The following is a 21,635-nucleotide window of genomic DNA, read 5'->3' as shown; positions in this document are numbered from 1 at the left end:
TGGGAAGGCCCAAAAGTAAAATCCCCTTCCGGGGTGCGGAAGAGGATGTACGTGACGGTTCTCTCTTCCTTATCTGTCAAAACCGCTGTGCGGCTTTGCTGGAATTGGCACCGTACCTTTTCAGGCGGGTTGCCGCGACGTCACCGGGCCAAGTCCCTCGGTCGCTCTTGATAAGAAGCTATGTTTGTTGCAGTCTGCCAAGAAACGGATAAACAGCTTTTCAGCTCTTCAAATACCGTCTCCGTGCCAGTTGTACATGCCGGTCAGGCGGAATTTCTCGTGGCGGTCCAGCTGCACGACCCTGCCATCCTGCACAAGCAGGGTGATGGTGCCTGTGCGTAATTCCGCCAGCGCTTCGTACAGTTTCTGCTCCAGCTGCGGCGGCAGCGCTGATTGTCTCCGGGCCAGTGTGTTTGTCATGACGGCACCTGTGTTATTCACCAAACAACGGTGTTGAAAGGTAGCGTTCCGCCCCGTCCGGCAGGATGACCACAATCGTCCTGCCCCTGAATTCGTCCAGCCGGGCCAGGCGAACAGCTGCGGCTGCGGCGGCACCGCTGGAGATGCCGACCAGTATCCCTTCCTCCCGGGCCAGCCGTCGGGCAAAATCGATCGCCTCATCGCCGGTTACCGTTTCAACCCGGTCAACCAGGCTCAGGTCAAGGGTGTCAGGTATGAAGCCGGCGCCGATCCCCTGGATTTTGTGGGGGGCCGGTTGCAGCGGCTTGCCTGCCAGTTGCTGGCTGATGACCGGACTTTCAGCCGGTTCCACCGCCACCGAGAGGATCTGCTTGCCCTGCTGCTGCTTGATATAGCGGGAGATGCCGCTGATGGTGCCGCCGGTGCCGACCCCGGATACCAGCAGGTCTATACCTCCATCGGTATCGGCCCAGATTTCGGGTCCGGTGGTCAGTTCGTGAATCTGGGGGTTGGCCGGATTCTTGAACTGCTGGGGCAGAAAGTAGCGTTTCGGGTCGCTGGCGGCCAGCTCCTCTGCCTGGGCAATCGCCCCCTTCATGCCCAGTGAACCGGGCGTCAGCAGTAGGTTGGCCCCCAGGGCAGCCAGCACGCGGCGCCGCTCAATGCTCATGGTCTCAGGCATGGTCAGGGTCAGCCGGTAACCCCGGGCAGCGGCCACATAGGCCAGGGCGATGCCGGTGTTGCCGCTGGTTGGTTCTATGATCTCTACGCCCGGCTTCAGTATCCCCCGTTTTTCGGCATCCCAGATCAGATTGGCGCCGACGCGGCATTTGACTGAGTAGGCCGGGTTGCGCCCCTCTATCTTTGCCAGTACCGTTGCCTGTGCTCCGTCTGTGACCTTGTTCAGTTTAACCAGGGGGGTGTTGCCGATTGATTGTGAGTTGTCGCTGAAGATGCGTGCCATGGTCTGATCCTTTCCTGCATCCTGTTTCATCTTCTATCTGTTTTTACTTTACTGTGATGCTGTTTAATTCGTCAAGGTAAAAAATACACAATCTGGTAAAGAATAATATTATTAAAATACATTAAAATAGTATTGTATAGGTCGGCGGTTGCTGCCGGGCAGTTGCGGCAACCTATTCAGGTTGACAATCGCCCGATGCTCTGCAAAGGTTTTATTCCGGTTCCAGTGCAGGGCGGTTGCAGCCGTTGCAGCTGGAACCGGAATCCGGACGGGAGGACACCATGCACCACGGCGGTCTGCATGAGGACGCCATAGCCGGCAAGGCCTACGACGCACGTCTGCTGCGCCGTTTTCTGGGCTATCTGGTGCCCTACCGCCTGGCGGTGGGGGGGATTTTGCTGCTGCTGCCGCTGACCACGCTCTGTCGTCTGGGGCAGCCGCTGCTGCTGAAATATGCCATTGACCATGCCATTACACCCGGCCGGCTGGATCTGCTTGCAGGGCCGGCGGCCCTGTTTCTGTTGCTGCTGTTGCTTGAGGCGCTGCTGACCTGGGGTGAGGTCTACGGTCTGCAGATGGTGGGACAGCGGGTGATGGCCGATCTGCGGGCTACCCTGTTTCAGCACCTGCTGCGCCTGCCGGTGCCCTGGTTTGACCGGTCTGCCACCGGCGGGGTGGTCACGCGTCTGACCAGTGATGTGGAGGCGCTGGGGGAGATGTTTGCCGCAGGGATCGTGTCGGTGATCGGTGACTTCCTGCTGCTGGCCGGGATCGTGGCAGCCATGCTCTGGATGGACCCCAGGCTGTCGCTGGTGACCTTTACGGTGTTGCCGCCGCTGATCTTTGTGGCCTGGCTGTTCCGCCGCAATATGCGTCAGGCCTTTCGTGAGGTCCGCTCGCGGCTGGGCAAGATGAACGGGCATCTGGCCGAGGTGCTTGGGGCGGTCTCCGTTGTGCAGGCCTTTGGCAGGGAGCAGGAGGAACAGGCCCGTTTCAGCGAACTCAACGCAGCGCACCGTGATGCCAACAGGCCGGTGATCAGTTGGGATGCCTCACTCTACGCCATTGTTGAGATGTTCTCCTCGCTGGCGATTGCCCTGATCATCTGGTACGGCAGCGGCCAGATGCTGCAGGGGCTGCTGACCTTCGGCACCCTGGTGGCCTTTATCCAGTACATAGAAAAATTCTTTGGTCCGATCCGTGATCTCTCGGCCAAGTACGGCATCATGCAGGGGGCCATGGCTGCGCTGGAGCGGATCTTTGCTTTGCTGGATGAAAAGCAGGAAAAAGACGCTGACTTCAGCCAGATAAGTTCGTTGGCATCGTCAGGGGCTTCTCGACGTACTGATCTGTACGCCTGCGGCGCCCCTTCCTCGCCGCCTGCTTCTCAGGCCGAATACAGCGTCTTTGGCTTTCCTCTGGTTGAGTTCCGCAATGTCAGCTTCTCCTATCGTCCCGATGAGCCGGCCCTGATTGATGTCAACCTGAGCCTGCAGAAGGGGGAGCGGCTGGCCCTGGTGGGGGAGAGCGGCGGCGGCAAGACCACCGTGATCAGGCTGTTGTCCCGGATGTATGAACTGGATCAGGGACAGATCCTGGTTGATGGTGTTGATATCCGCCGGATTCCGCGGGAACAGCTGCGCCGCCGCATGGCGCTGGTCTCCCAGGAACCGTTCATCTTTGCGGGCAGCATCGCTTTTAATATCTGCCTGGGGGATCCCCGGGCTGCAGAACGGGTGCGCCAGGCAGCGGTCACCGTGGGGGCGGACCGCTTTATAGAACAGCTGCCGCTGGGGTACGAGACCGAGCTGGCCGAGCGGGGCGGTGACCTGTCGCTGGGGGAGCGGCAGCTGCTCTGCTTTGCCCGGGCCGTGGCCTTTGATCCTGAACTGCTGATACTGGACGAGGCCACCGCCAGCGTGGACAGTGAAAGTGAGCGCCTGATTCAGGAAGGGGTTGAGCGGCTGCTGGCCGGACGTACCGCCCTGGTGATCGCCCACCGGCTCTCCACGGTGCGGGATGCCGATCGGATCGTGGTGATCAACCGGGGACGGGTGGTGGAGGAGGGGCGCCACGATCAGCTGCTGAGCCTGAACGGCGAGTATGCCCGCCTGTACTGTCTGCAGTTTGATTGCGGCGCCGATTGAGTATACAAGATCGCCTGCTTTTAGCGCTTGACCAACGCTACCCGCCTCGGTAAGACTGAGACATTAACCCTATTCGGGAGGTTTCCCCATGTGTACCACCTGCGGCTGCGGACCTGTTTCCGGCCATCATCATGACCACGAACATACCCACGAGCATGAACATACCCACGGTGACCTGAGCCATAGTCATCCCCACCCCCACAGTCATGATCATGACCATGCCGAGCAGCATCACCACCATGATCATCTGCACGACGACGGCCAGCCCCATCAGCACAGCCATGACGAGGCCCATCGCAGCAAAAGGATCAGCATTGAGGAGGATATCCTGGCCAAGAACAACCGGCTGGCCTCTTTCAACCGAGCCCTGTTCAGAGAAAAGGGGATACTGGTGCTGAATCTGGTCTCTTCACCGGGTTCCGGTAAGACCACCCTGCTGGAGCGTACCCTGCGAGATCTGTCCGGTCGTTACCGCTGCGCGGTGATCGAGGGTGACCAGCAGACCGACAACGATGCCCGCCGGATCGCCGCCACCGGCGTGCCGGTCAAGCAGATCAATACCGGTGCCGGCTGCCATCTGGATGCCCATATGGTGATGCATGCCACTGAGGCCTTTGATCTGGATCAGCTGGATATCCTGTTTATCGAGAACGTCGGCAACCTGGTCTGCCCGGCTGCCTTTGATCTTGGCGAGGCCCACAAGGTGGTGGTGCTGTCGGTGACCGAAGGGGAGGACAAGCCGCTGAAGTACCCCCAGATGTTCCATAACTCTGACCTGATGCTGCTGAACAAGGTGGACCTGCTGCCGCACCTCTCCTTTGACGTGGCCCAGTGCAAAGAGTATGCGGGCCGGGTCAGCCATGATCTGGCAATCCTTGAACTCTCCGCCACCAGCGGACAGGGGCTGGATGCCTGGTATGGCTGGCTGCAGCAGGAGCTGGGGAGATAATCCGTCAGGGGGTGCGCATAGCCGGGATTGTACAAGGGGTGGGGTTCCGCCCCTTTGTCTTTCGCCTGGCAGCGGAGTTGGGACTGACCGGTTGGGTCCGCAACAGCCCGGCCGGGGTTGAGCTGGAACTGCAGGGCAGGGCAGAACAGCTTGCCGGCTTTCGTCAGCGCCTGCAGGCAGAACTGCCGCCGCTGGCAGTGATCAGCTCGCTTGAATTCCGTGACCTCCTGCTATTACACGATGAGACCGGCTTTGTGATTCTTGCCAGCAGCGACGGCAGGCGTGAACCACAGATTGCCCCGGACAGCGCGCTGTGTGTCGACTGTCTGAGGGAGCTGTCTGATCCTGCTGACCGCCGTTACCGGCATCCCTTTATCACCTGTACCAACTGCGGTCCCCGCTGGACCATTGTGACCGGCATCCCCTATGACCGTCCCCTGACCACCATGGCCGCTTTCCCCCTTTGTCCGGATTGTGAAGCGGAATACCGCAATCCCCTTGACCGTCGCTTCCATGCCCAGCCGATCGCCTGCCCGGATTGCGGTCCCCGGCTGTCTTTGGTGCCCGGTCATGCCGATCCGCTGGGGCAGGCCATTGCCCTGTTGCAGCAGGGGCTGATTGTGGCAATCAAAGGACTGGGCGGCTATCACCTGGCGGTGGATGCCTGTAACAATCAGGCGGTGGCACGTCTGCGGCAGCGTAAGCAACGGGATGAAAAACCGTTTGCGGTGATGGTGCCGGATCTTGTAACGGCCAGGCAGCTGGCTGAACTTGAGGAGTTGGAGGAGCGGCTGTTGGCCGCTCCTGAGGCGCCGGTGGTGATTGTACGCAGCAGAACTGCTACGCCGGTTGCTGAGCTGGTTGCGCCGGACAGCCGCTGGATCGGTCTGATGCTGGCCTATACGCCGCTGCACCAGTTGCTGTTTGCCGATACCGGGCTGAAGGCGTTGGTGATGACCAGCGCCAATGCCTCTGACGAGCCGATGCTCAGTGATGATGCTGAGGCTGCGGAACAGTTGGCAGGCATTGCCGATGCCATTCTGACCCATAACCGTGTGATACAGGTGCGCACCGACGATTCCGTACTGCGGGTCTTTCAGGGCAGGCCGCTCTTCTATCGCCGCTCACGGGGCTATGTGCCGCGGCCGGTGCCGCTGCCGTTTGATGCCGGGAAGATCCTGGCGGTGGGGGCGGAACTGAAGAACACGGTCTGTCTGACCCGCGGCAGGGAGGCCTTTCTCAGCCAGCATATCGGTGACCTGAAGAATGAGGCCACGCTGGACACCTTTTGCCGGACGATTGACCATCTCGGCACGATCATGGAGATCAAGCCTGAACTGGTGGCCTGTGACCGGCACCCCGATTATCTCTCCACCCGCTATGCCGAAGAGCTGGGACTGCCGCTGGTACGGGTCCAGCACCATCACGCCCACATGGCCTCCTGCATGGCTGAAAACGGCCTGGATGGCGACCTGATCGGTGTGATCTTTGACGGCACCGGTCTGGGGGATGATGGAACGGTCTGGGGCGGTGAGTTTCTGGTGGGAGGCTATGGCGCAGTGGAGCGGGCCGGTCATCTGAAGCAGGTGCGCCTGCCTGGCGGCGATCTTGCTGCCCGTGAACCGTGGCGGATGGCTGCTGCCTGGCTGTGGGAGCCGCTTGGTGACGGGATCTGGCAGCTACCCGGCATGCCGGTGCTTGCTGCCACTGACAGGCAATTACTGCAGGCCGTGCTGGAGCGGGGGATCAATGCACCGCTTACCTCAAGCATGGGGCGGTTGTTTGATGCGGCTGCATTCCTGGTGGGGGCGGCAACCCGCAACAGCTTTGACGGGCAGGCCGGCATGGCGCTGGAGGCGTTGGCAGAGGCCGCAGCCGCACCAGAGCTGCTGCTGTACCGCTTGCAGCCGGGGACGCCGTTTCAGCTTGACCCGGCACCGCTGTTGCTGGGGCTGCTGCAGCGGCTCCAGGCAGGCGAATCCTCTGCGTCGCTGGCCCGGGCCTTCCATGCCGGTCTGGCTGCGGCGGTGGTGGATGGGTGCGACCTGATCCGCCAGGAGACCGGGCTTGACCGTGTGGTGCTGTCCGGTGGTGTGTTTCAGAATCGCCTTTTGAGCGAGTTGGTGTATACTTTCTTGGCAAAATCAAATTTTTCCGTCTTTATACACCGGCTGGTGCCGCCCAATGACGGGGGGATAGCCCTGGGGCAGGCCGCAATAGCAGCAAGGAGGTAGGCAGAATGTGTCTTGGCGTGCCGATGCAGATTCTTGAAATCAATGACGATATGGTGCTGGCCGAGATCGACGGCGTACAGCGTGAGGCCAGTCTTATGATGTTGGGCGATCCGGTTGCGGTGGGGGATTATGTGATCGTACATGCCGGGTTTGCCATCTCGCGGATCGATCCGGCTGAGGCGGAGGAAACCCTGCGGATCATGCGGGAGATCTTCAACCCTGAGGATATGGCGTGAAGTTTCAGGATGAATACCGTGATCGTGAACTGGTGCAGGGGCTGGCTGCCGCCATAGCAGAGGAGGCCCGGCAGTTGCCGGAGCCGGTGCGGCTGATGGAGGTCTGCGGTACCCATACCATGGCCATTGCCCGCTTTGGCCTGAAGTCGTTACTGCCGGAGCCGGTGAAACTGGTGTCGGGTCCCGGTTGTCCGGTCTGCGTGACGCCGGTCAGTTATATTGACCATGCCATTGCCCTTTCCGGTCTGCCGGATACGGTTGTCACCACCTTTGGTGATCTGTTGCGGGTGCCCGGCTCCAATTCATCCCTGATGGCCGAGCGGGCCAAAGGGGCTGATATCAGGATCGTCTATTCCGCGCTTGATGCGGTCAAGCTGGCCCTTGAACTGCCGCACAAACGGGTGGTGTTCCTGGGGGTGGGATTTGAAACCACCACCCCTACGGTGGCAGCCGCCATCCTTTCAGCAGAACAACAGGGATGTACAAACTTCTTTGTGCTGACCAGCCACAAGACCATGCCGGGCCCGATGCAGGCCCTGTCGGCAGACCCGCAACTACAGATCCGCGGCTACCTCTGTCCGGCCCATGTCAGCACCGTGATCGGCGCTGATGCCTATCGGCCCCTGGCTGAAAAATTCGGCATCCCCTGTGTGGTGACCGGTTTTGAGCCGGCAGATGTGCTGCAGGGAGTGCTGATGCTGGTGCAACAATGCCGCGCAGGTCGTGCCGCAGTTGAGAATCAGTACAGCCGCGCGGTATCGAACCAGGGCAATGCGAAGGCTCAAGAGCTGATCAGGCGTGTCTTTGAACCGGCTGATGCCGTTTGGCGTGGTCTAGGTGTCCTGCCGGACAGTGGTCTGGTTCTGCGTGCCGCCTATGCCGGCTATGATGCAGCCCGTATGTTGCCGGTGGAGCTGCCGCCTGCCCGTGAACCGGCCGGCTGCCGCTGTGGTGAAGTCCTGACCGGCCGGATCGCCCCCAAGGACTGTCCGTTGTTTGGCTCTGTCTGCAGTCCCGAGACGCCGGTGGGGGCCTGCATGGTCTCCAGCGAGGGAAGTTGCGCCGCTGCCTGGCGCTATGGTTGTCCTGAATAATCCGATTTACTTACGAGGACGAGGGAGCACTCCGATGGAAAGTATGGCCAAACTGAGGGAAGAATATAGATTTACCGCTGAGGATGCCGGCAACCTGCTGGATCTGATGCCGGTGGCAGAGGAGTATCTTAACGGGTTGTCTGACCACTTCATGCAATATCTGACCGATATCCCCGAAGCACAGAAGATCATTGCCGGCAATTCCAGCCGGGATCGGCTTGAAGCATTCCATCGGCACTGGTTTCGCACCCTTTTTCAGGGGACCTATGACGATGAGTACCTGCGTTCACTGAAGCGGATCGGGCAGGCCCATGTGCGGGTCGGCCTGCCGGTTCACTATGTCAATGCTGCCATGAACCATGTGCGCCATGCCATTCAGCATATGATTCACGATACCTTTGAGGACCGCGACCAGCGCCGTCTGTACCGAGAATCGGTGGACAAGATTCTGGATATGAACCTGGCGGTGATGACCTCTTCCTATCGAGATGAAGAAATGCGCAAGGTCTTTGTGTCCCGTTCGCTGGAGTCGGGTCTGATCCATCTGTCGGAGCGGTTTACCTATGGCCTGAATCTGGTGCTGGTATTGGCCCTGGCCGGGGTCTCAATCGGTGTGGTGGGCCTGTTTGTCAGTGACATCATGAAGATATTTCAAGGTGATGTCGAAAAGGGGATTCTGTCAGCCTTGGGGGCCATGTTGATCCTCTGGATGATGATCGAGCTGCTGGATAACGAGATCAAGAACCTGAAGGGGGGGAGTTTCAACATCCTGGTCTTTGTGGGAGTGATCATTGTGGCCATGGTGCGGGAGATCCTGATTTCGACCCTGCGGCATGACGACCTGAAGACCCAGGCCTTTCTGACCGTGACCCTGCTGGTGCTGGGAATTGTCTACTTCCTGGTCAGCAAGGCCCAGAAGTGTCCCTTCAAGGAAAAGGAGTAGCGTCATCGGCCATATTCTGGAGGGAATAACCGGCGGCTGGCAGTATCGCGGTCGGCTGCGGGATCTGGTTGCACAGACACCGGCGTCCCGCATGCTGCTGGATCAGGAACCGTCAGTGCTGTCAGAACAGGGTGTCAGGGCGCTGGCCCTTGATTTTGACGGGGTGCTGGCTCCCCACGCTGCCGACCAGCCGCTGCCTGAAGTGACCGACTGGTTGAGGCGCGCGGTGGCGGTGTTCGGTGTAGAGCGGGTCTGTATCCTTTCAAATCGTCCCTTTGGTCCCCGGGTGGACTGGTTTGCCAGCCAGTTTCCCGGCCTGCGTTTTGTCTCCGGTGTGCGTAAAAAACCGTATCCGGATGGCCTGAAAAAAACAGGGGAACTGGCTTCAGTTCCCCTGTCATCGATTCTGATGGTTGATGATCGTCTGCTGACCGGCTGTCTGTCTGCCCTGCTGGCCGGTGCCCGTCCTTTGTATATCCGTAATCCCTATTGCTCGTTTTCGTCTCATCCTGCTAAAGAGCTGTTTTTCATGCTGCTCAGGCGGTGTGAACGGCTGTTTGTGCGCTTAGTGCCCTGAGCCGGGACCGGCTCAGTCCATCTCCAGCACTACGCTGACCAGAATCCATTCCTCATCCAGGTCAAACAGCAGGTTCATTGAGTTGGCCTGTTTGGTGCAAATGATGTAGTCGCTTCCGGTTGCCACTGACGGCGTTGATAGCCTGACATCCAGCCCACCCTTTGAAAGGTGCTGCTTGACATTGCCTGCCACCATGTTGGCGATCTCTCCCAGGGCGTCAAAGACATCCTGATCGATTTCGTTGACTTCCATGTCAAGCATGGCCTCGGTCAGTTTCATGGCCAGCGAGGTCGGCTGATGGATCGAGATCAGCCCGTTGTAGGTGCCGGCCAGCCCGACCATGGCCGATACGCAGTCCTGGAAGTGTTCCATCGGGTCGACTTCCAGGGGCAGATGCATCAGATCAAGGCCCAGCATGGTTGAATAAACACTGCGCGTGTCGTCTATCAGATTTTTGGCCAGCGCTTCGGGGGTTGTGTTGAGGGCTGCCAGCACCTCGACTGGAATCGGCATAGGACAATCCTTTTTCTGCTGCAATCTGCTAAAACGATTGAATTCATGGTATACAGCGGTATCTAAAGTTTTGCAAGTGCCTGTTCAATCTGGCTGCAAAGTGTCTTTAACACCTTGATCCGTGCATGATTCTTGTCGTTGGCCTCCACCAGGGTCCAGGGGGCGATCTCGGTGCTGGTACGGTCGATCATGTCGCAGACCGCCTGTTCATACAGCGGCCACTTTTCACGATTGCGCCAATCCTCCTCCGTTATCTTGAACCGCTTGAATCCGATTTTCTCCCGTTCCTTGAACCGTTTCAGCTGTTCATCCTGGGTAATGGCCAGCCAGAACTTGGCTACTACCGTGTGATTGCGCACCATCTGTTCCTCAAAGTCGTTGATCTCGCTATAGGCCCGCATCCAGTCGGTCTGGGAGCAAAAACCCTCCACCCGCTCAACCAGTACCCGGCCATACCAGGAGCGATCAAAGATCGCAAAACGTCCCCGGCGGGGGAGGTGGCGCCAGAAACGCCACAGATAGGGCTGTGCCCGTTCTTCTTCACTGGGGGCGGCAATCGGAATGATCCGGTAGGCCCTGGCGTCAAGGGCCTGGGTTATCCGGCGGATACTGCCACCCTTGCCGGCGGCATCGTTTCCCTCAAACAACACCACCACCGAAATCCTGTCAAAATCCTTATGACGGGAAAGCAGGTTCAGGCGGCCTTGCAGGATTTCAAGCTCATCATCATATTTCTTCTTGATGACCTTTTTGGTCATATCCAGGGTCTGCAGAATCTGAAGCCCGTCAATGGAGCTGAAAAGGGGGGGCAGCGGCTCGCTGGCCTGGGGTGTCTCCGGCGCATCAAGGCGCCGGCGCAGTGCATCAAGCAGGGCCTTGCCGATGGAGAGCGAACGGTAGCGGTCATCGGCGCCTTCCACAATAATCCAGGGTGCTTCCGGTGTGCTGGTTGTCCGTAGCATCCGTTCCGAAACCAGCCGGAAGCGGTCATACTGCTTGTAGTTTTTCCAGTCGCTCTCCTTGATCCGCCAGCTGGTTTTGGGGTCTTTTTCCAATTTCCTGAGCCGCTTTTTCTGTTGGTCTTCCGAGAGATGCAGCCAGAATTTGAGGATTAATGCCCCTTCGTTGCAGAGCATGGTCTCGAAGCGGATGATCCGGTCCAGTTGCTGATCCAGTTCGGCATTCTTTGTCCGTCCATGGACGTTATCAACCAGCGGGGCCGAGTACCAGGAACCGATGAAGATGCCGATTTTTCCCTTGGGGGGCAGGTCGCGCCAGTAGCGCCACATCGGTGGCCGCTCCCGCTCTTCGTCGGTCAGCTCCCGCTGGGCGTGGGACTCAATGTGACGGGGGTCCATCCACTCGTGCAGCAGGTTCATGGTTTCACCCTTGCCCGCACAGTCAACTCCGGCCAGCAGGATGATGACCGGGAAACGGGCTGACTGCAGCAGGTCAAGCTGGGCATCCAGAAGAGCCTCCCGCAGGTTGGGCAGCTCTTTCTTATAGACTTCCTTGCTGATTTTGTGGCCGAGCTCAGCTGATTCGAACATGGCGGCACCTCCCGGTCTGCATCTGAAGGCTGTATACCACACAATCTGTCCGGGGCAAGCGGGAGCGCTTTTTTCTTTGTCCAGTTCCAGACTGTTATGCTATGATTCAAAAACGATGTGTACCAACAAACAGGAGGAAACAGTGAAAGCAACTATCGTAACATTGATGATCGCTGCACTTGCATTAGCGGGTTGCCAGGACAAGCCCAAGACTGAAGCACCAACTAACCAGCAGGCTGCGGGCGCTCTACCTGCCGGCCATCCACCGGTTGGCGGCATGCCGCCAGCTCAGGATGGTAAGGCTGCCATGCCTGGCGGGGCTGAAAAGGGCGATCCCCATGCCGGTCTGAAGCCGACCGCCATTCCGCAAGGTGTCCCCACCAAGTCCGGCAAGGTGCTGGAAGTTCTTGATGGCGGCCAGTATATCTATATGCAGGTACAGCATGATGATGGCAAGAAGATCTGGGTTGCCGCCCTGCCGATGAAGGTTGCCAAGGGTGACAAGGTCAAGTATGCGGATGCACCGGCTCTGCCGAACTTCCCCAGCAAGAGCCTGAAGCGCACCTTTGATGCCCTGGTTCTGACCCAGGCGGTAGAGGTCGTAAAGTAAACCGGCTTGATGTTGAAGGCGTAAAAAAGGCGGCTGAACTTTCGTTCAGCCGCCTTTTTTAGTGCCCCAGGCGCAGTAGTGCCTCTGCCGCAGGCCTGTGCCGGGGCACCAGCTTCAGGAGCTGCCGGTAGCAGTCTGCAGCCAGTTTGAGCTGATCATGCTGCTCGTACAGCTCTGCAAGCAGAAACCAGCCCCAGGGGTGGTCCGGTTCATTCCGGGTGATTTGGCAGTACTGCTGTTCAGCCTGGTGCGGGTCGCCATCCGCAGCATACCGGTCACCGGCCTGCATGGCCGTTACTGCGCTGTAACCGGCATCAGCCTGGATGGCAAGCAGCTGTTGCATGCTGCAGCGGTTGTGGTACTGAGCGGTGCGGGTAAGCAGACGCCTGACCTGCTGCTGGCCGTTCGGGGCCGCCAGTACGGCCTCGTCCCTGCTGGTCTCAAACAGGGTCTCCGCGACCTTCCCCGCTCTGACAGCCGCCTCAAACAGTGCTGTGCCGGGGTAGTAGGCCAGTGGCGCCACCTGCAGGTCGTCGGGCCGGATCCGTTTGATCAGGTTGATGGTCTGCTGCCGGTCGGCATCAGATTCTTCGGGGATGCCGCTGATCAGGTAGACTGAAAGCTGCATGCCGCTCTGCCGGATCAGCTCAGCCGCCTTGACAACCTGGTCCGGCATGATCCGTTTGCCCAGCAGTTTCAGCATGGCTGGCGAACCTGATTCTACCCCCAGCTGGACGCATTCACAGCCCGCCTGCCGCATCCATGTCAGGGTTTCACGATCAATCGCCTCGACCCGTGACTGGCAGTTCCAGAAGATGTTGACCCGCCTGTCAATCAGTTCACGACAAAGCGCGACCGTTCTGCGGCGGTCTGCCGTAAAGGTGTCATCACGCAGGGAAAGGTACAGCAGGCCATAGTGATCCCGGAGGTAGCGCATCTCCTCCGCCACGGAGCGGGCTGAGCGATAGCGTACCCGTCGACCCCAGAAGGTCGGGGAGGCGCAGAAGCTGCATGCGGCAGGGCAGCCGCGGGAACTGCTGATAAACTCCGCCTGCAGCGGGTGGTCGACATTGATCGCTTCATGGAGCCAGAGGGCAGGAAACGGCAGGCTGTCCAGATCGGGCCAGGGTGGACGTTGCCCGGTGTGCCTGATCATGCCGTTATCGCGTATAACCAATCCGGGAACGGTTGACAGCGGGCTGCCGTTACCCAGCGCCTCAAGAAGCTCCAGCAGTGTCTGTTCCGCTTCGCCGGTGGCAATCAGGTCGACTTCGGGGTGACGCCTGAGGATCAGTTCTGCCTGATGGGTCGCATGGCCGCCACCCAACAGGATGATGGTTTCGGGCAGGGTCTGTCTGATCAGGCCGGCCAGCTGCAGGGTGGCATGACGATTATGGGTCCAGAGCGAAAGGCCGACAACTGATGGGCGGTGCTGGAGCAGCAGGTCGACGATGGCCCTGTTGTCCATTCCGCACAGGTTTGCCAGGGTTGTCGGCATGCCCCGGGAGCGCAACAGCGCATACAATGAGCAGAGTCCGATCGGCAGCAGGGTCTCAAAGTCACCCGGGCGGTGATTCCGGGAGGAAGCTGTTATGTAGGCAAGGAGTGTGTGCATGGTGGGCAGGCCAAAAAAAACGGGCTCACGTATGAGCCCGTACAGGTCGTAAAGCTGCTGGCAGTTACTTGGTGAGCGTGTCCGGCAGATTAAGCCCTAAATGGTCGTTTGCCAGGACATCGCTTTCCTTTTCCTCTTCAATGCCGAGCATCAGGTCATTAATGTTGATGGTGTCGGGGTTGACCCGGTCAATCCGGCGTGCACCGAGATAGCGTGACAGGTAGTAGGGGGTGTCCATGGAGGAGATAACCACCCGGTGCTCGGCAGACGAGGCATGAATCATCTTGCGGTTGCCCAGATAGATGCCGACATGTGAGGCAAACGGGGCATAGGTGCGGAAGAAGACCAGATCACCTCGCCGCAGGTCGCCGCGGGGAACCTCGTTGCCTACCCTGAACTGTTCACGTGCGGTGCGTGGCAGCGCAACCTTCTGCTCACGGAACACCTGCTGGGTAAAGCTTGAACAGTCGAGGGCGGAACGGCTGTTGCCACCAAAACGGTAACGCGCCCCCAGAAAGCCGTAGGCTGACTTCTGCAGGGTTGAGAAGGTGGAGGAGCGTTCTTCAAGGTTTTTGGCGAGGTCAACCGGTGTGTCGGCATCAATGTCAGAAAGCTCTGACAGGGTGGTACTCAGCTCCTGCTCATTCAACAAGTCACTGTTGACCAGTTCCAGCCGCTTGCCGCGGGTCTGCCGGGCAGCCGTCAGATCGCAGGTTGCAGCGGTGTCTGCCAGGGCGAGAACCTGTCCCGGCTTGACCTTGTTTGCCTTTAAATTGTTAATCCGGCGTAGTTCAGACATTTTTTTGCCGGTTTTTTTGGCGATTTTTGGCAGGGTATCCCCTTTTGCAACCGTATAGCTGCTGCAGTTTTCAATGACAGGCTGGGCAGAGGCGCGGGAGGGGATGATCAGGGTGGTGCCCTTGGCTATACGGATACTGCTTAAATTATTGGCAGTCTTGAGTTCTTCAACTGAGACGCGGTATTTACGTGCGATGCTGTGAAGAGATTCTTTTGTGCGGACCTGGTGGGTTTTGGAGGCAAGGGCCGACAGGGGAAGGGCAAGCAGTAGCAGGCAGATGGCTGATATGAGTCGAATGCAATGCGTCATGTGTCCTCCTTCCTGGAGATTTTATGAAACAGGTTTATAGCATATATAACAACAATCTTTTTTTGTCAAGTTCTGGTGCTGTCTGACTATATGCATTAAGCGTACCATTATTTTTGCTTTTGCGGACCTTTTACGATGACCCGTACCGTGGTCGGTTCGAGACCCACCACGGTCATGCCGGGAGGAACCCGGACGTGGGAGAGGGATACCCGCAGGGTGTTATGTCCTTCCTGGACGCCCCCCAGGTCCAGATCGGCGGTCAGGTCAAGCTGGCGGGGTGACGGTACCAGGCCGGAGGCCGAGCGCAGGCGGACTGTGATCTCTTCGGGGGATACCCGCGTCAGGGTCATGCCGTTGGGCAGGCCATGGAAGGTGAGTGGTACCGGCACAATGGCCACTTCTCCCTGGCGGGCGGAGAGCAGCAGCCAGATAACGGTAACTCCGAGAAGTATGGACGTTTTAGGTAGCAGGTCGTTGAAGAGCCGCCTGATAAGCGGGCGTTTCAGCTGTTGTTCCTGGGGGGTCAGGAGGGCTTCGAGTCTGCCCCTGAGCTGGGCGGGGGTGTGCAGAATGGTCAGCTCACCAGCCTCTGCCAGCGATACCTCGCCCCGTTCTTCCGATACCACCAGTACCACTGCATCGGTGCGTTCCGTCAGGCCAATGGCAGCCCGATGGCGGGTGCCGTACTGCTGGGGCAGCTGTTGGGAATCTGACAGCGGCAGCAGGCATGCTGCCTGCATGATCCGCTCGTCACGGATCAGTACGGCTCCGTCGTGAAGCGGTGTGCCATCCTTGAAAATGCTGCTCAGGAGCGGTGCGGAGACCAGTGCCTCCAGCTGTGTCCCGTTGCTCAGGTGGTCGTCCAGCTGATCGGTGCGTTGAAAAACGATGATGGCCCCGCAGCGTGACTCGGCAAGTCCGAAGACAGCTTCGGCAATAATGTTGGGGCCTGAGCAGTGCTGTTCACTGCCCCCTCCCACCAGTTCTCGGAGCTTGCTGAAGCGGTAGAGGGTCTGGCGGATTTCGTTCTGAAAGATGACGACGATGACCACGATCACGACGGTACCCAGCTGCTGCAGTACCCAGCTGGTCATATGCAGCCCGGTCTGGCGGGTAACGAAATAGATGGCCGTAATCGTGCCGAGTCCGGCCAGAACCTGGATGGCACGGCTTTTGCGAAACCACGAGTAGAGCTGATAGATCAGGATGCTCATGATCAGAATGTCGAAGATGTCCTGGAGTCTGAAGTGGGGCATGGTAAGCGCTTCTCCTGTTGCAGCAACAGGGATTTGGGGCGTTTCTGCTGGCATGGAGTACTAAAGTATGCTAGATGAATAAGCCTTATTTTATATCACCAAACACTCGTTGAAGGGTACAAAAAACCATGTTCAGGCTATCGCAAAAAGGGGAGCAGATCCAGAAGATGTTCGACACCATCGCGCCCCGCTATGATTTTCTTAATCATCTGCTCAGCTTCGGTATTGATAAACGCTGGCGCCGGACCGCTGTCCGTCTGATCAAGGCACCGGAAGGGGGCCGTGTACTGGATGTTGCCACCGGAACCGGCGATGTTGCGCTTGAGATTGCACGAGTAACCCCTGCCTCGCTGAAGATTACCGGCGCCGATTTCAGTCCTGAAATGGTTGCCCTGGGGCAGGCCAAGATTGCCGCGTCCGCCTATGCCGACCGGATTGACTTCAAGGTGGCCCCCTGCGAGGATCTGCCCTTTGGGGCGGATACCTTTGACTCGGTGACGATCGCCTTTGGTATCCGCAATGTGGTTGACCGTCGCCTTGGCCTGGCGGAACTCTGGCGGGTGATCAAGCCGGGCGGCCGTTTGGTGATCCTGGAATTCTCCACGCCCCGCTCCGCCCTGTTCCGCTGGCTCTACCACTTCTATTTCCGCACCATTCTGCCGGTGATCGGCGGGATTTTTTCCAAATATGATGCGTACAAGTACCTGCCCGATTCAGTGCTTGAATTTCCCTCCAGTGAAGAATTCTGTGCCACCATGGGTGATATCGGCTTCAAGCATGTGCGTTGTCAGGCGTTGACTTTCGGTATCGCCTCGATCTATACCGGGGCCAAAGAGTAATGCAGATTGCCGAGCTTCAGCAGCTGCAGGAGTGGTTCGGCAGCTATGTGGCAACCTTTGGGGATCTGGACCCGGAAGGGTTGCGGAATATCCGTCTCAAGCAGGATCATACGCAGCGGGTGGTGGCCTGCATGGAGGCGCTGGCCGCAGGCGAAGGGCTGACTGACGCAGAGACGACACTGGCTTGTGCGGTGGCCCTGCTGCATGATGTCGGTCGTTTTCCTCAATACCGCCGCTGGCGTACCTTTCGTGACAGCGAGTCTGACAACCACGCCCGCCTGTCGCTGGAGGTGATCCGCGACGAAGCCCTGCTGCAACGTCTGCCTGCCGAAGAGCAACTGCTGATAGAGGAGGCGGTGCGCCTTCATAACCTGCTGACCCTGCCGGACAGGATCAGCTCCCCGACGGACCGTTTTATCCGTTTGATCCGTGATGCCGATAAACTGGATATCTGGAGGGTCTTTCTCGACTATTTCCAGTTGCCCGAGGGAGAACGAGCCTCGGCGGTGGGGTTGGGGTTTCCCGACCTGCCGGAGGTAACGCCGGCCTGCCTGGAGGCCCTTGCAGCGGGGGAAATTGTCAGGCTTGAGCAGGCCCGGGTGCTGAACGACTTCAAGCTGTTGCAGATCTCCTGGGTCTATGATCTGAACTTCACCACCACCCGGCGCCTGTTGCTTGAACGTGACTATCTGAGACGCCTGGCCGCCACCCTGCCGGCTTCCCCCCTTATACAGCGGGCCGTTGACCGTGCCATGTCGTCACTGTTGACGCAGTCCGGTCAGCCATAGCCCGAAGGCCGGCCCCTATGCTCCGCAACCTTTCATCGCTGCTGCTTCCGCTGATCGTCCTGCTGCTCTCCTGGTTGCTGCTTTCACGCGCCTTTTCCCTCTCGCCCGCACAACAGGAACTGCTGACCCTGGCTCCCTATCTGCTGGCAGCAGCGGCGCTTATATCCGGTTACCATTTCAAGCGGGGCAGGGTCTGTCTGCTGATCATTCTCGCTACGGTAAATTACTACCTGGGCAGCCATTACCTGGCTGCTGGCACAGTCACGCCGGAGGCCAACCTGGTCTATCGGGCCCTGGCGATCCTGCTTCCGTTTAACCTGCTGGTGATTGCCCTGATGCGGGAAAAAGGGATTACCGGCTGCACCGGGCGGATGCGGCTGACCTTCCTCGGCGGGCAGCTGTTCCTGCTCTGGCTGACGTTGCATCAGGGCAGTCAGGCGCTCTGGATGGCCCTGACCCATCCGCTGCTGCAGCTGTCACTGCTGGCCTCCCTGCCGATCCCGCAGCTCAGCCTGCTGATGCTGGTTGCTGCTGCCGGTATAACCTTATGGAAGGCCTGGCAGCGTCCAGCCCCGGTTGAGGGGGCGCTGTTCGGCGTGGTGATCACCTTTGCTGTGCTGCTGGCATGGCCTGCGGTGCCGTTCGTCACTACGATCTTCAGCGGCACCGCCAGTCTGATACTGGTGTTGGCCATTATTCAGGATTCCCATAACATGGCCTTCCGCGACGACATGACCGGTCTGCCGTCGCGGCGGGCCCTGAACGAACTGCTGCGTGGTCTGGGCAGCCGCTATGCCATCGCCATGGTTGACGTCGATCACTTCAAACGCTTTAACGATACCTATGGTCATGATGTGGGCGACCAGGTATTGAAGGTGGTGGCGGGACGTCTGATGGCGGTCTCCGGCGGCGGCCGGCCCTTCAGGTATGGCGGTGAGGAGTTTACCGTCATTTTCCCCGGCAAGAGTGCCAAGGATGCCGCCCCCCACCTTGAGCGGCTGCGCAAGGCGATTGAGGAGTATAAAATGGCCCTGCGTTCCGATGACCGTCCCAAGGATGACAGCAAAGGGCAGGTCAGCCGAAACAGACAGTACGCGAGCAGGGATGTCTCGGTGACGGTCAGCATCGGCGTGGCAGAGTCAGGCAGCCGCTATACCACTGCTGAAGAGGTGATCAGGGCGGCGGACTCGGCTTTGTACCGTGCCAAAAACGGTGGTCGTAATCAGGTCTGTCTGGCTGGGCAACGTTAGCTTGACATACCGTCCGATTTTACTAGAGTACCAGATCATATGCCTACGTTTCGAGGAGGGCAGATGCCCGTTCAAGATGAATGTCGTCTACCGGTAGAAAAGCTGCGCTGGACATGCGACCCTGAACAGTTTGATTTTACTACCACGGCCGATCTGCCTGACCTGGTGGATGCGGTGGGGCAGGAGCGTGCCCTGCGTTCGATCGAGTTCGGCCTGGGTGTCAGGGAGACCGGGTTCAACCTCTATATCTCCGGCCAGACCGGAACCGGCCGTACCTCTACCATCCGCAACCTGCTGCGCCAACGGGCCAAGTCTGAGCCCACGCCGGATGACTGGGTCTACGTCTATAACTTCAAGGATGCCGACAACCCGATCTCACTGTCGCTTCCGGCCGGCAGAGGCAGTGAACTGGCCGCCGACATGAAGGAGCTGGTGGAGGCGTTCAAGAACGATATCCCCAAGGCCCTTGAAAGCAAGGAGTACGAATCCCGCCGTACCGAGATCCTGGAACAGTATCAGGCCCAGAGCAATGAACTGTTTGAGACCCTTGAAACCGAATCGGAGCAGCATGGTTTTGTGCTGCAACGGACCGTATCCGGCCTGGTGATCGTACCGCAGAAGGACGACCATAACTTCACCCAGGAAGAGTACGATGCCTTGACTGACGAGGAGCGTACCAAGCTTGAGGAACAGGGCAAATTATTGACGGAGCGCCTGAATGATGTCCTGCGGCAGGTGCGCGAGAACGAGAAGGCCACCAAGGACGCCCTGGCCCTGGCCGACCGTGAGCTTGGTCTCTCCTGTCTGGGACATCGCCTGGACCCGCTGCGGGAGAAATATGTCGATCTGGAAAAGGTGCTGGCCTATCTTGAAACCGTCCAGGAAGATATTCTGAAAAACCTGGAGGATTTTAAGCCTCAGCCTACCCAGCCCCAGATACCCGGTCTCAAGATCCCCCGTCAGGAACCCAGCTTTGAGCGCTATGAGGTCAACCTGCTGGTGGACAACAAGGAGACCGAGGGGGCGCCGATCGTCTTTGAATCCAACCCCACCTACAACAACCTGTTTGGCCGGATCGAGCATGTCATGCAGTACGGCGGCGTGGCGGTGACCGACTTTACCATGATCAAGGCCGGGGCCTTGCACCGCGCCAATGGCGGCTACCTGGTGATTGATGCCCGTGAGGTGCTGATCAACCCCTTTGTCTGGGACTCCCTCAAACGTTGTATCCGCACCGCCGAGATCAGGATTGAGGATGTACTGGAGCAGTATCGCTTCATGACGATGGTCTCGCTTAAACCTGAGCCGGTGCCGCTTTCAGCCAAGATTGTGCTGGTGGGTACCCCCTGGATCTACTATCTGCTCTACTACCAGGATCCGGACTACCGTAAATTTTTCAAGGTCAAGGCGGAGTTTGACAGCTCCGTCTCCCGTACGGCGGTGGTCATGCAGGAGTATGCCCTGTTTGTGGCCACCCTCTGCCGCGACAAGAAGCTGCTGCATTTTGACCGGGCCGGTGTGGCCTGCCTGCTGGAGTACACCGCCCGGATGGTGGATGATCAGCAGAAGCTCTCTTCCCGCTTCATGGAGATCGCCGACTTCGTGCGGGAGGCCAGCTTCTGGGCCGAGCGCGACGGACATGAGGTGATAACCTGCGGTGACGTGCGCCGGGCTGCGGAAGAACAGCTCTACCGGGTCAACCGGATTGAAGAACGGATGCAGGAACTATTTGAGGACGGCACCATCATGGTGGATACCGTGGGGGCGGTGGTGGGACAGATCAACGGCCTCTCGGTCATCTCGCTGGGCGACCACACCTTTGGCCGTCCTTCCAGGATCACGGCCCGTACCTGGCTGGGACAGGCCGGTATGGTCAATGTGGAGCGGGAGGTCAAGCTGTCCGGCCCGATCCATGACAAGGGGGTCCTGATCCTGACCGGCTATCTGGGGGGGCTGTTTGCCCGCAGCCATCCCCTTTCACTGTCCGCCTCGATCTGTTTTGAGCAGAACTATGACGGTGTCGAGGGCGACAGCGCCTCCTCCACCGAGCTGTACGCCCTGCTCTCAGCCCTGTCCGGAGTACCGATTAAACAGGGGATTGCGGTGACCGGCAGTGTCAACCAGCGGGGGCAGATCCAGCCGATCGGTGGTGTGAACCACAAGATTGAGGGATTCTACGCGGTCTGCAAGGCAAAGGGGCTGACCGGCGATCAGGGGGTTCTGATTCCCAAGACCAATGAACGGCACCTGATGCTGAAGGAAGAGGTGGTGGAGGCAATTGCCGCCGGACGATTCCATCTCTGGAGTATTGAGACCATTGAGCAGGGGATTGAGATCCTGACCGGGGTTCAGGCCGGTGTTGCCGGCAAGAACGGCAGCTTTCCCAAGGATACGGTCTTTTATCAGGTGGCACAAACCCTGAAGAAGATGCATGCGCGGATGCGCGATGAAGATGACGGTAAAGGCAAGACAGCCGCCCACAAGAAAAAAACGGCTGCTACCCGCAAGAAAAAATCTGTTGAAGCAGACAGGGAGGCATAAG

At 58.9% G+C, this 21,635-nt stretch carries 19 protein-coding genes and 1 riboswitch; of the genes, 12 read left to right on the top strand and 7 right to left on the bottom strand.

The window, feature by feature from the left end:
• Positions 1-66: 66 nt before the first annotated feature.
• A riboswitch (SAM riboswitch) is annotated at positions 67-177 on the bottom strand.
• Positions 178-228: 51 nt separating this feature from the next.
• Both FY034_RS14260 and cysK read right to left on the bottom strand, forming a co-directional pair.
• A complete protein-coding gene (locus tag FY034_RS14260) occupies positions 229-420 on the bottom strand; it encodes a YezD family protein (protein WP_265551694.1) in 192 nt (63 codons plus the stop codon).
• Between the two features lie 13 nt (positions 421-433).
• Positions 434-1,384: a cysteine synthase A gene (gene cysK, locus FY034_RS14255; protein WP_265555280.1), complete on the bottom strand. Its 951-nt coding sequence runs from the start codon at positions 1,382-1,384 to the stop codon at positions 434-436.
• 281 nt (positions 1,385-1,665) lie between these two features.
• On the opposite strand from cysK, the gene FY034_RS14250 reads away from it, so the two are divergent.
• The 7 genes from FY034_RS14250 to FY034_RS14220 all read left to right on the top strand — a co-directional run bounded on the left by FY034_RS14250 (position 1,666) and on the right by FY034_RS14220 (position 9,564).
• Entirely contained in the window at positions 1,666-3,531 is a 1,866-nt protein-coding gene (locus FY034_RS14250) for an ABC transporter ATP-binding protein (protein WP_265551692.1), read from the top strand.
• Between the two features lie 88 nt (positions 3,532-3,619).
• Positions 3,620-4,480 carry a hydrogenase nickel incorporation protein HypB gene (gene hypB, locus FY034_RS14245; protein ID WP_265551690.1) on the top strand — a complete coding sequence of 287 codons (861 nt, stop codon included), beginning with the start codon at positions 3,620-3,622 and terminating at the stop codon, positions 4,478-4,480.
• An 11-nt stretch (positions 4,481-4,491) separates the two neighbouring features.
• Entirely contained in the window at positions 4,492-6,714 is a 2,223-nt protein-coding gene (hypF, locus tag FY034_RS14240) for a carbamoyltransferase HypF (protein WP_012471096.1), read from the top strand.
• 5 nt (positions 6,715-6,719) lie between these two features.
• A complete protein-coding gene (locus tag FY034_RS14235; RefSeq protein ID WP_012471095.1) occupies positions 6,720-6,950 on the top strand; it encodes a HypC/HybG/HupF family hydrogenase formation chaperone in 231 nt (76 codons plus the stop codon).
• On the top strand, positions 6,947-8,044 hold the full coding sequence (gene hypD / locus FY034_RS14230) for a hydrogenase formation protein HypD (RefSeq protein WP_012471094.1): 1,098 nt from the start codon (positions 6,947-6,949) through the stop codon (positions 8,042-8,044). Before FY034_RS14235 ends, hypD begins: the two co-directional genes overlap by 4 nt.
• A 34-nt stretch (positions 8,045-8,078) precedes the next feature.
• Positions 8,079-8,987: a protoglobin domain-containing protein gene (locus tag FY034_RS14225; RefSeq protein ID WP_012471093.1), complete on the top strand. Its 909-nt coding sequence runs from the start codon at positions 8,079-8,081 to the stop codon at positions 8,985-8,987.
• Positions 8,932-9,564: a YqeG family HAD IIIA-type phosphatase gene (locus tag FY034_RS14220; protein WP_265551685.1), complete on the top strand. Its 633-nt coding sequence runs from the start codon at positions 8,932-8,934 to the stop codon at positions 9,562-9,564. Before FY034_RS14225 ends, FY034_RS14220 begins: the two co-directional genes overlap by 56 nt.
• A gap of 12 nt (positions 9,565-9,576) precedes the next feature.
• Here the strand turns inward: FY034_RS14220 and FY034_RS14215 are convergent, their stop codons facing one another.
• Together FY034_RS14215 and pap are read right to left on the bottom strand one after the other, a co-directional pair.
• Positions 9,577-10,077 carry a chemotaxis protein CheX gene (locus FY034_RS14215; protein WP_012471091.1) on the bottom strand — a complete coding sequence of 167 codons (501 nt, stop codon included), beginning with the start codon at positions 10,075-10,077 and terminating at the stop codon, positions 9,577-9,579.
• A gap of 62 nt (positions 10,078-10,139) precedes the next feature.
• On the bottom strand, positions 10,140-11,627 hold the full coding sequence (pap, locus tag FY034_RS14210; protein WP_012471090.1) for a polyphosphate:AMP phosphotransferase: 1,488 nt from the start codon (positions 11,625-11,627) through the stop codon (positions 10,140-10,142).
• Between the two features lie 142 nt (positions 11,628-11,769).
• On the opposite strand from pap, the gene FY034_RS14205 reads away from it, so the two are divergent.
• Positions 11,770-12,237 carry a hypothetical protein gene (locus FY034_RS14205; protein WP_265551682.1) on the top strand — a complete coding sequence of 156 codons (468 nt, stop codon included), beginning with the start codon at positions 11,770-11,772 and terminating at the stop codon, positions 12,235-12,237.
• A gap of 58 nt (positions 12,238-12,295) precedes the next feature.
• On the opposite strand, the gene FY034_RS14200 is transcribed toward FY034_RS14205, so the two are convergent.
• From FY034_RS14200 to cdaA, 3 genes are all read right to left on the bottom strand, one after another.
• Entirely contained in the window at positions 12,296-13,852 is a 1,557-nt protein-coding gene (locus FY034_RS14200; RefSeq protein WP_265551680.1) for a B12-binding domain-containing radical SAM protein, read from the bottom strand.
• A gap of 64 nt (positions 13,853-13,916) precedes the next feature.
• Positions 13,917-14,960 carry a C40 family peptidase gene (locus FY034_RS14195; RefSeq protein WP_265551678.1) on the bottom strand — a complete coding sequence of 348 codons (1,044 nt, stop codon included), beginning with the start codon at positions 14,958-14,960 and terminating at the stop codon, positions 13,917-13,919.
• Positions 14,961-15,067: 107 nt separating this feature from the next.
• A complete protein-coding gene (gene cdaA / locus FY034_RS14190; protein ID WP_265551675.1) occupies positions 15,068-16,216 on the bottom strand; it encodes a diadenylate cyclase CdaA in 1,149 nt (382 codons plus the stop codon).
• 128 nt (positions 16,217-16,344) lie between these two features.
• Between cdaA and ubiE the strand changes: the two genes are divergently transcribed.
• The 4 genes from ubiE to FY034_RS14170 all read left to right on the top strand — a co-directional run bounded on the left by ubiE (position 16,345) and on the right by FY034_RS14170 (position 21,634).
• The gene (gene ubiE, locus FY034_RS14185; protein ID WP_265551673.1) at positions 16,345-17,055 is read left to right on the top strand and encodes a bifunctional demethylmenaquinone methyltransferase/2-methoxy-6-polyprenyl-1,4-benzoquinol methylase UbiE; all 711 of its coding nucleotides are present in this window, start codon (positions 16,345-16,347) and stop codon (positions 17,053-17,055) included.
• Positions 17,055-17,843: an HD domain-containing protein gene (locus FY034_RS14180; RefSeq protein WP_012471084.1), complete on the top strand. Its 789-nt coding sequence runs from the start codon at positions 17,055-17,057 to the stop codon at positions 17,841-17,843. Before ubiE ends, FY034_RS14180 begins: the two co-directional genes overlap by 1 nt.
• A 17-nt stretch (positions 17,844-17,860) precedes the next feature.
• Positions 17,861-19,093 (top strand): GGDEF domain-containing protein, encoded by a 1,233-nt coding sequence (locus tag FY034_RS14175; protein ID WP_012471083.1) that lies wholly within the window; start codon positions 17,861-17,863, stop codon positions 19,091-19,093.
• A 63-nt stretch (positions 19,094-19,156) separates the two neighbouring features.
• Positions 19,157-21,634 carry a Lon protease family protein gene (locus FY034_RS14170; protein WP_012471082.1) on the top strand — a complete coding sequence of 826 codons (2,478 nt, stop codon included), beginning with the start codon at positions 19,157-19,159 and terminating at the stop codon, positions 21,632-21,634.
• The last annotated feature ends 1 nt before the right edge of the window (position 21,635 follow it).

Source organism: Trichlorobacter lovleyi (assembly GCF_015239775.1).
Taxonomy (GTDB): Bacteria; Desulfobacterota; Desulfuromonadia; order Geobacterales; family Pseudopelobacteraceae; genus Trichlorobacter; species Trichlorobacter lovleyi_B.
The sequence above is the reverse complement of the archived record's forward strand: the minus strand, read 5'-3'. Positions and strand labels throughout refer to the sequence as shown.

Bases quoted from the DNA above. Each gene is read 5' to 3' on its own strand.
- hypB (WP_265551690.1), top strand. From the start codon at position 3,620: ATGTGTACCACCTGCGGCTGCGGACCTGTTTCCGGCCATCATCATGAC.
- FY034_RS14215 (WP_012471091.1), bottom strand. From the start codon at position 10,077: ATGCCGATTCCAGTCGAGGTGCTGGCAGCCCTCAACACAACCCCCGAA.
- FY034_RS14225 (WP_012471093.1), top strand. From the start codon at position 8,079: ATGGAAAGTATGGCCAAACTGAGGGAAGAATATAGATTTACCGCTGAG.
- cysK (WP_265555280.1), bottom strand. From the start codon at position 1,384: ATGGCACGCATCTTCAGCGACAACTCACAATCAATCGGCAACACCCCC.
- ubiE (WP_265551673.1), top strand. From the start codon at position 16,345: ATGTTCAGGCTATCGCAAAAAGGGGAGCAGATCCAGAAGATGTTCGAC.
- cdaA (WP_265551675.1), bottom strand. From the start codon at position 16,216: ATGCCCCACTTCAGACTCCAGGACATCTTCGACATTCTGATCATGAGC.
- FY034_RS14195 (WP_265551678.1), bottom strand. From the start codon at position 14,960: ATGACGCATTGCATTCGACTCATATCAGCCATCTGCCTGCTACTGCTT.
- pap (WP_012471090.1), bottom strand. From the start codon at position 11,627: ATGTTCGAATCAGCTGAGCTCGGCCACAAAATCAGCAAGGAAGTCTAT.
- FY034_RS14250 (WP_265551692.1), top strand. From the start codon at position 1,666: ATGCACCACGGCGGTCTGCATGAGGACGCCATAGCCGGCAAGGCCTAC.
- FY034_RS14200 (WP_265551680.1), bottom strand. From the start codon at position 13,852: ATGCACACACTCCTTGCCTACATAACAGCTTCCTCCCGGAATCACCGC.
- FY034_RS14260 (WP_265551694.1), bottom strand. From the start codon at position 420: ATGACAAACACACTGGCCCGGAGACAATCAGCGCTGCCGCCGCAGCTG.
- FY034_RS14170 (WP_012471082.1), top strand. From the start codon at position 19,157: ATGCCCGTTCAAGATGAATGTCGTCTACCGGTAGAAAAGCTGCGCTGG.
- FY034_RS14180 (WP_012471084.1), top strand. From the start codon at position 17,055: ATGCAGATTGCCGAGCTTCAGCAGCTGCAGGAGTGGTTCGGCAGCTAT.
- FY034_RS14235 (WP_012471095.1), top strand. From the start codon at position 6,720: ATGTGTCTTGGCGTGCCGATGCAGATTCTTGAAATCAATGACGATATG.
- FY034_RS14175 (WP_012471083.1), top strand. From the start codon at position 17,861: ATGCTCCGCAACCTTTCATCGCTGCTGCTTCCGCTGATCGTCCTGCTG.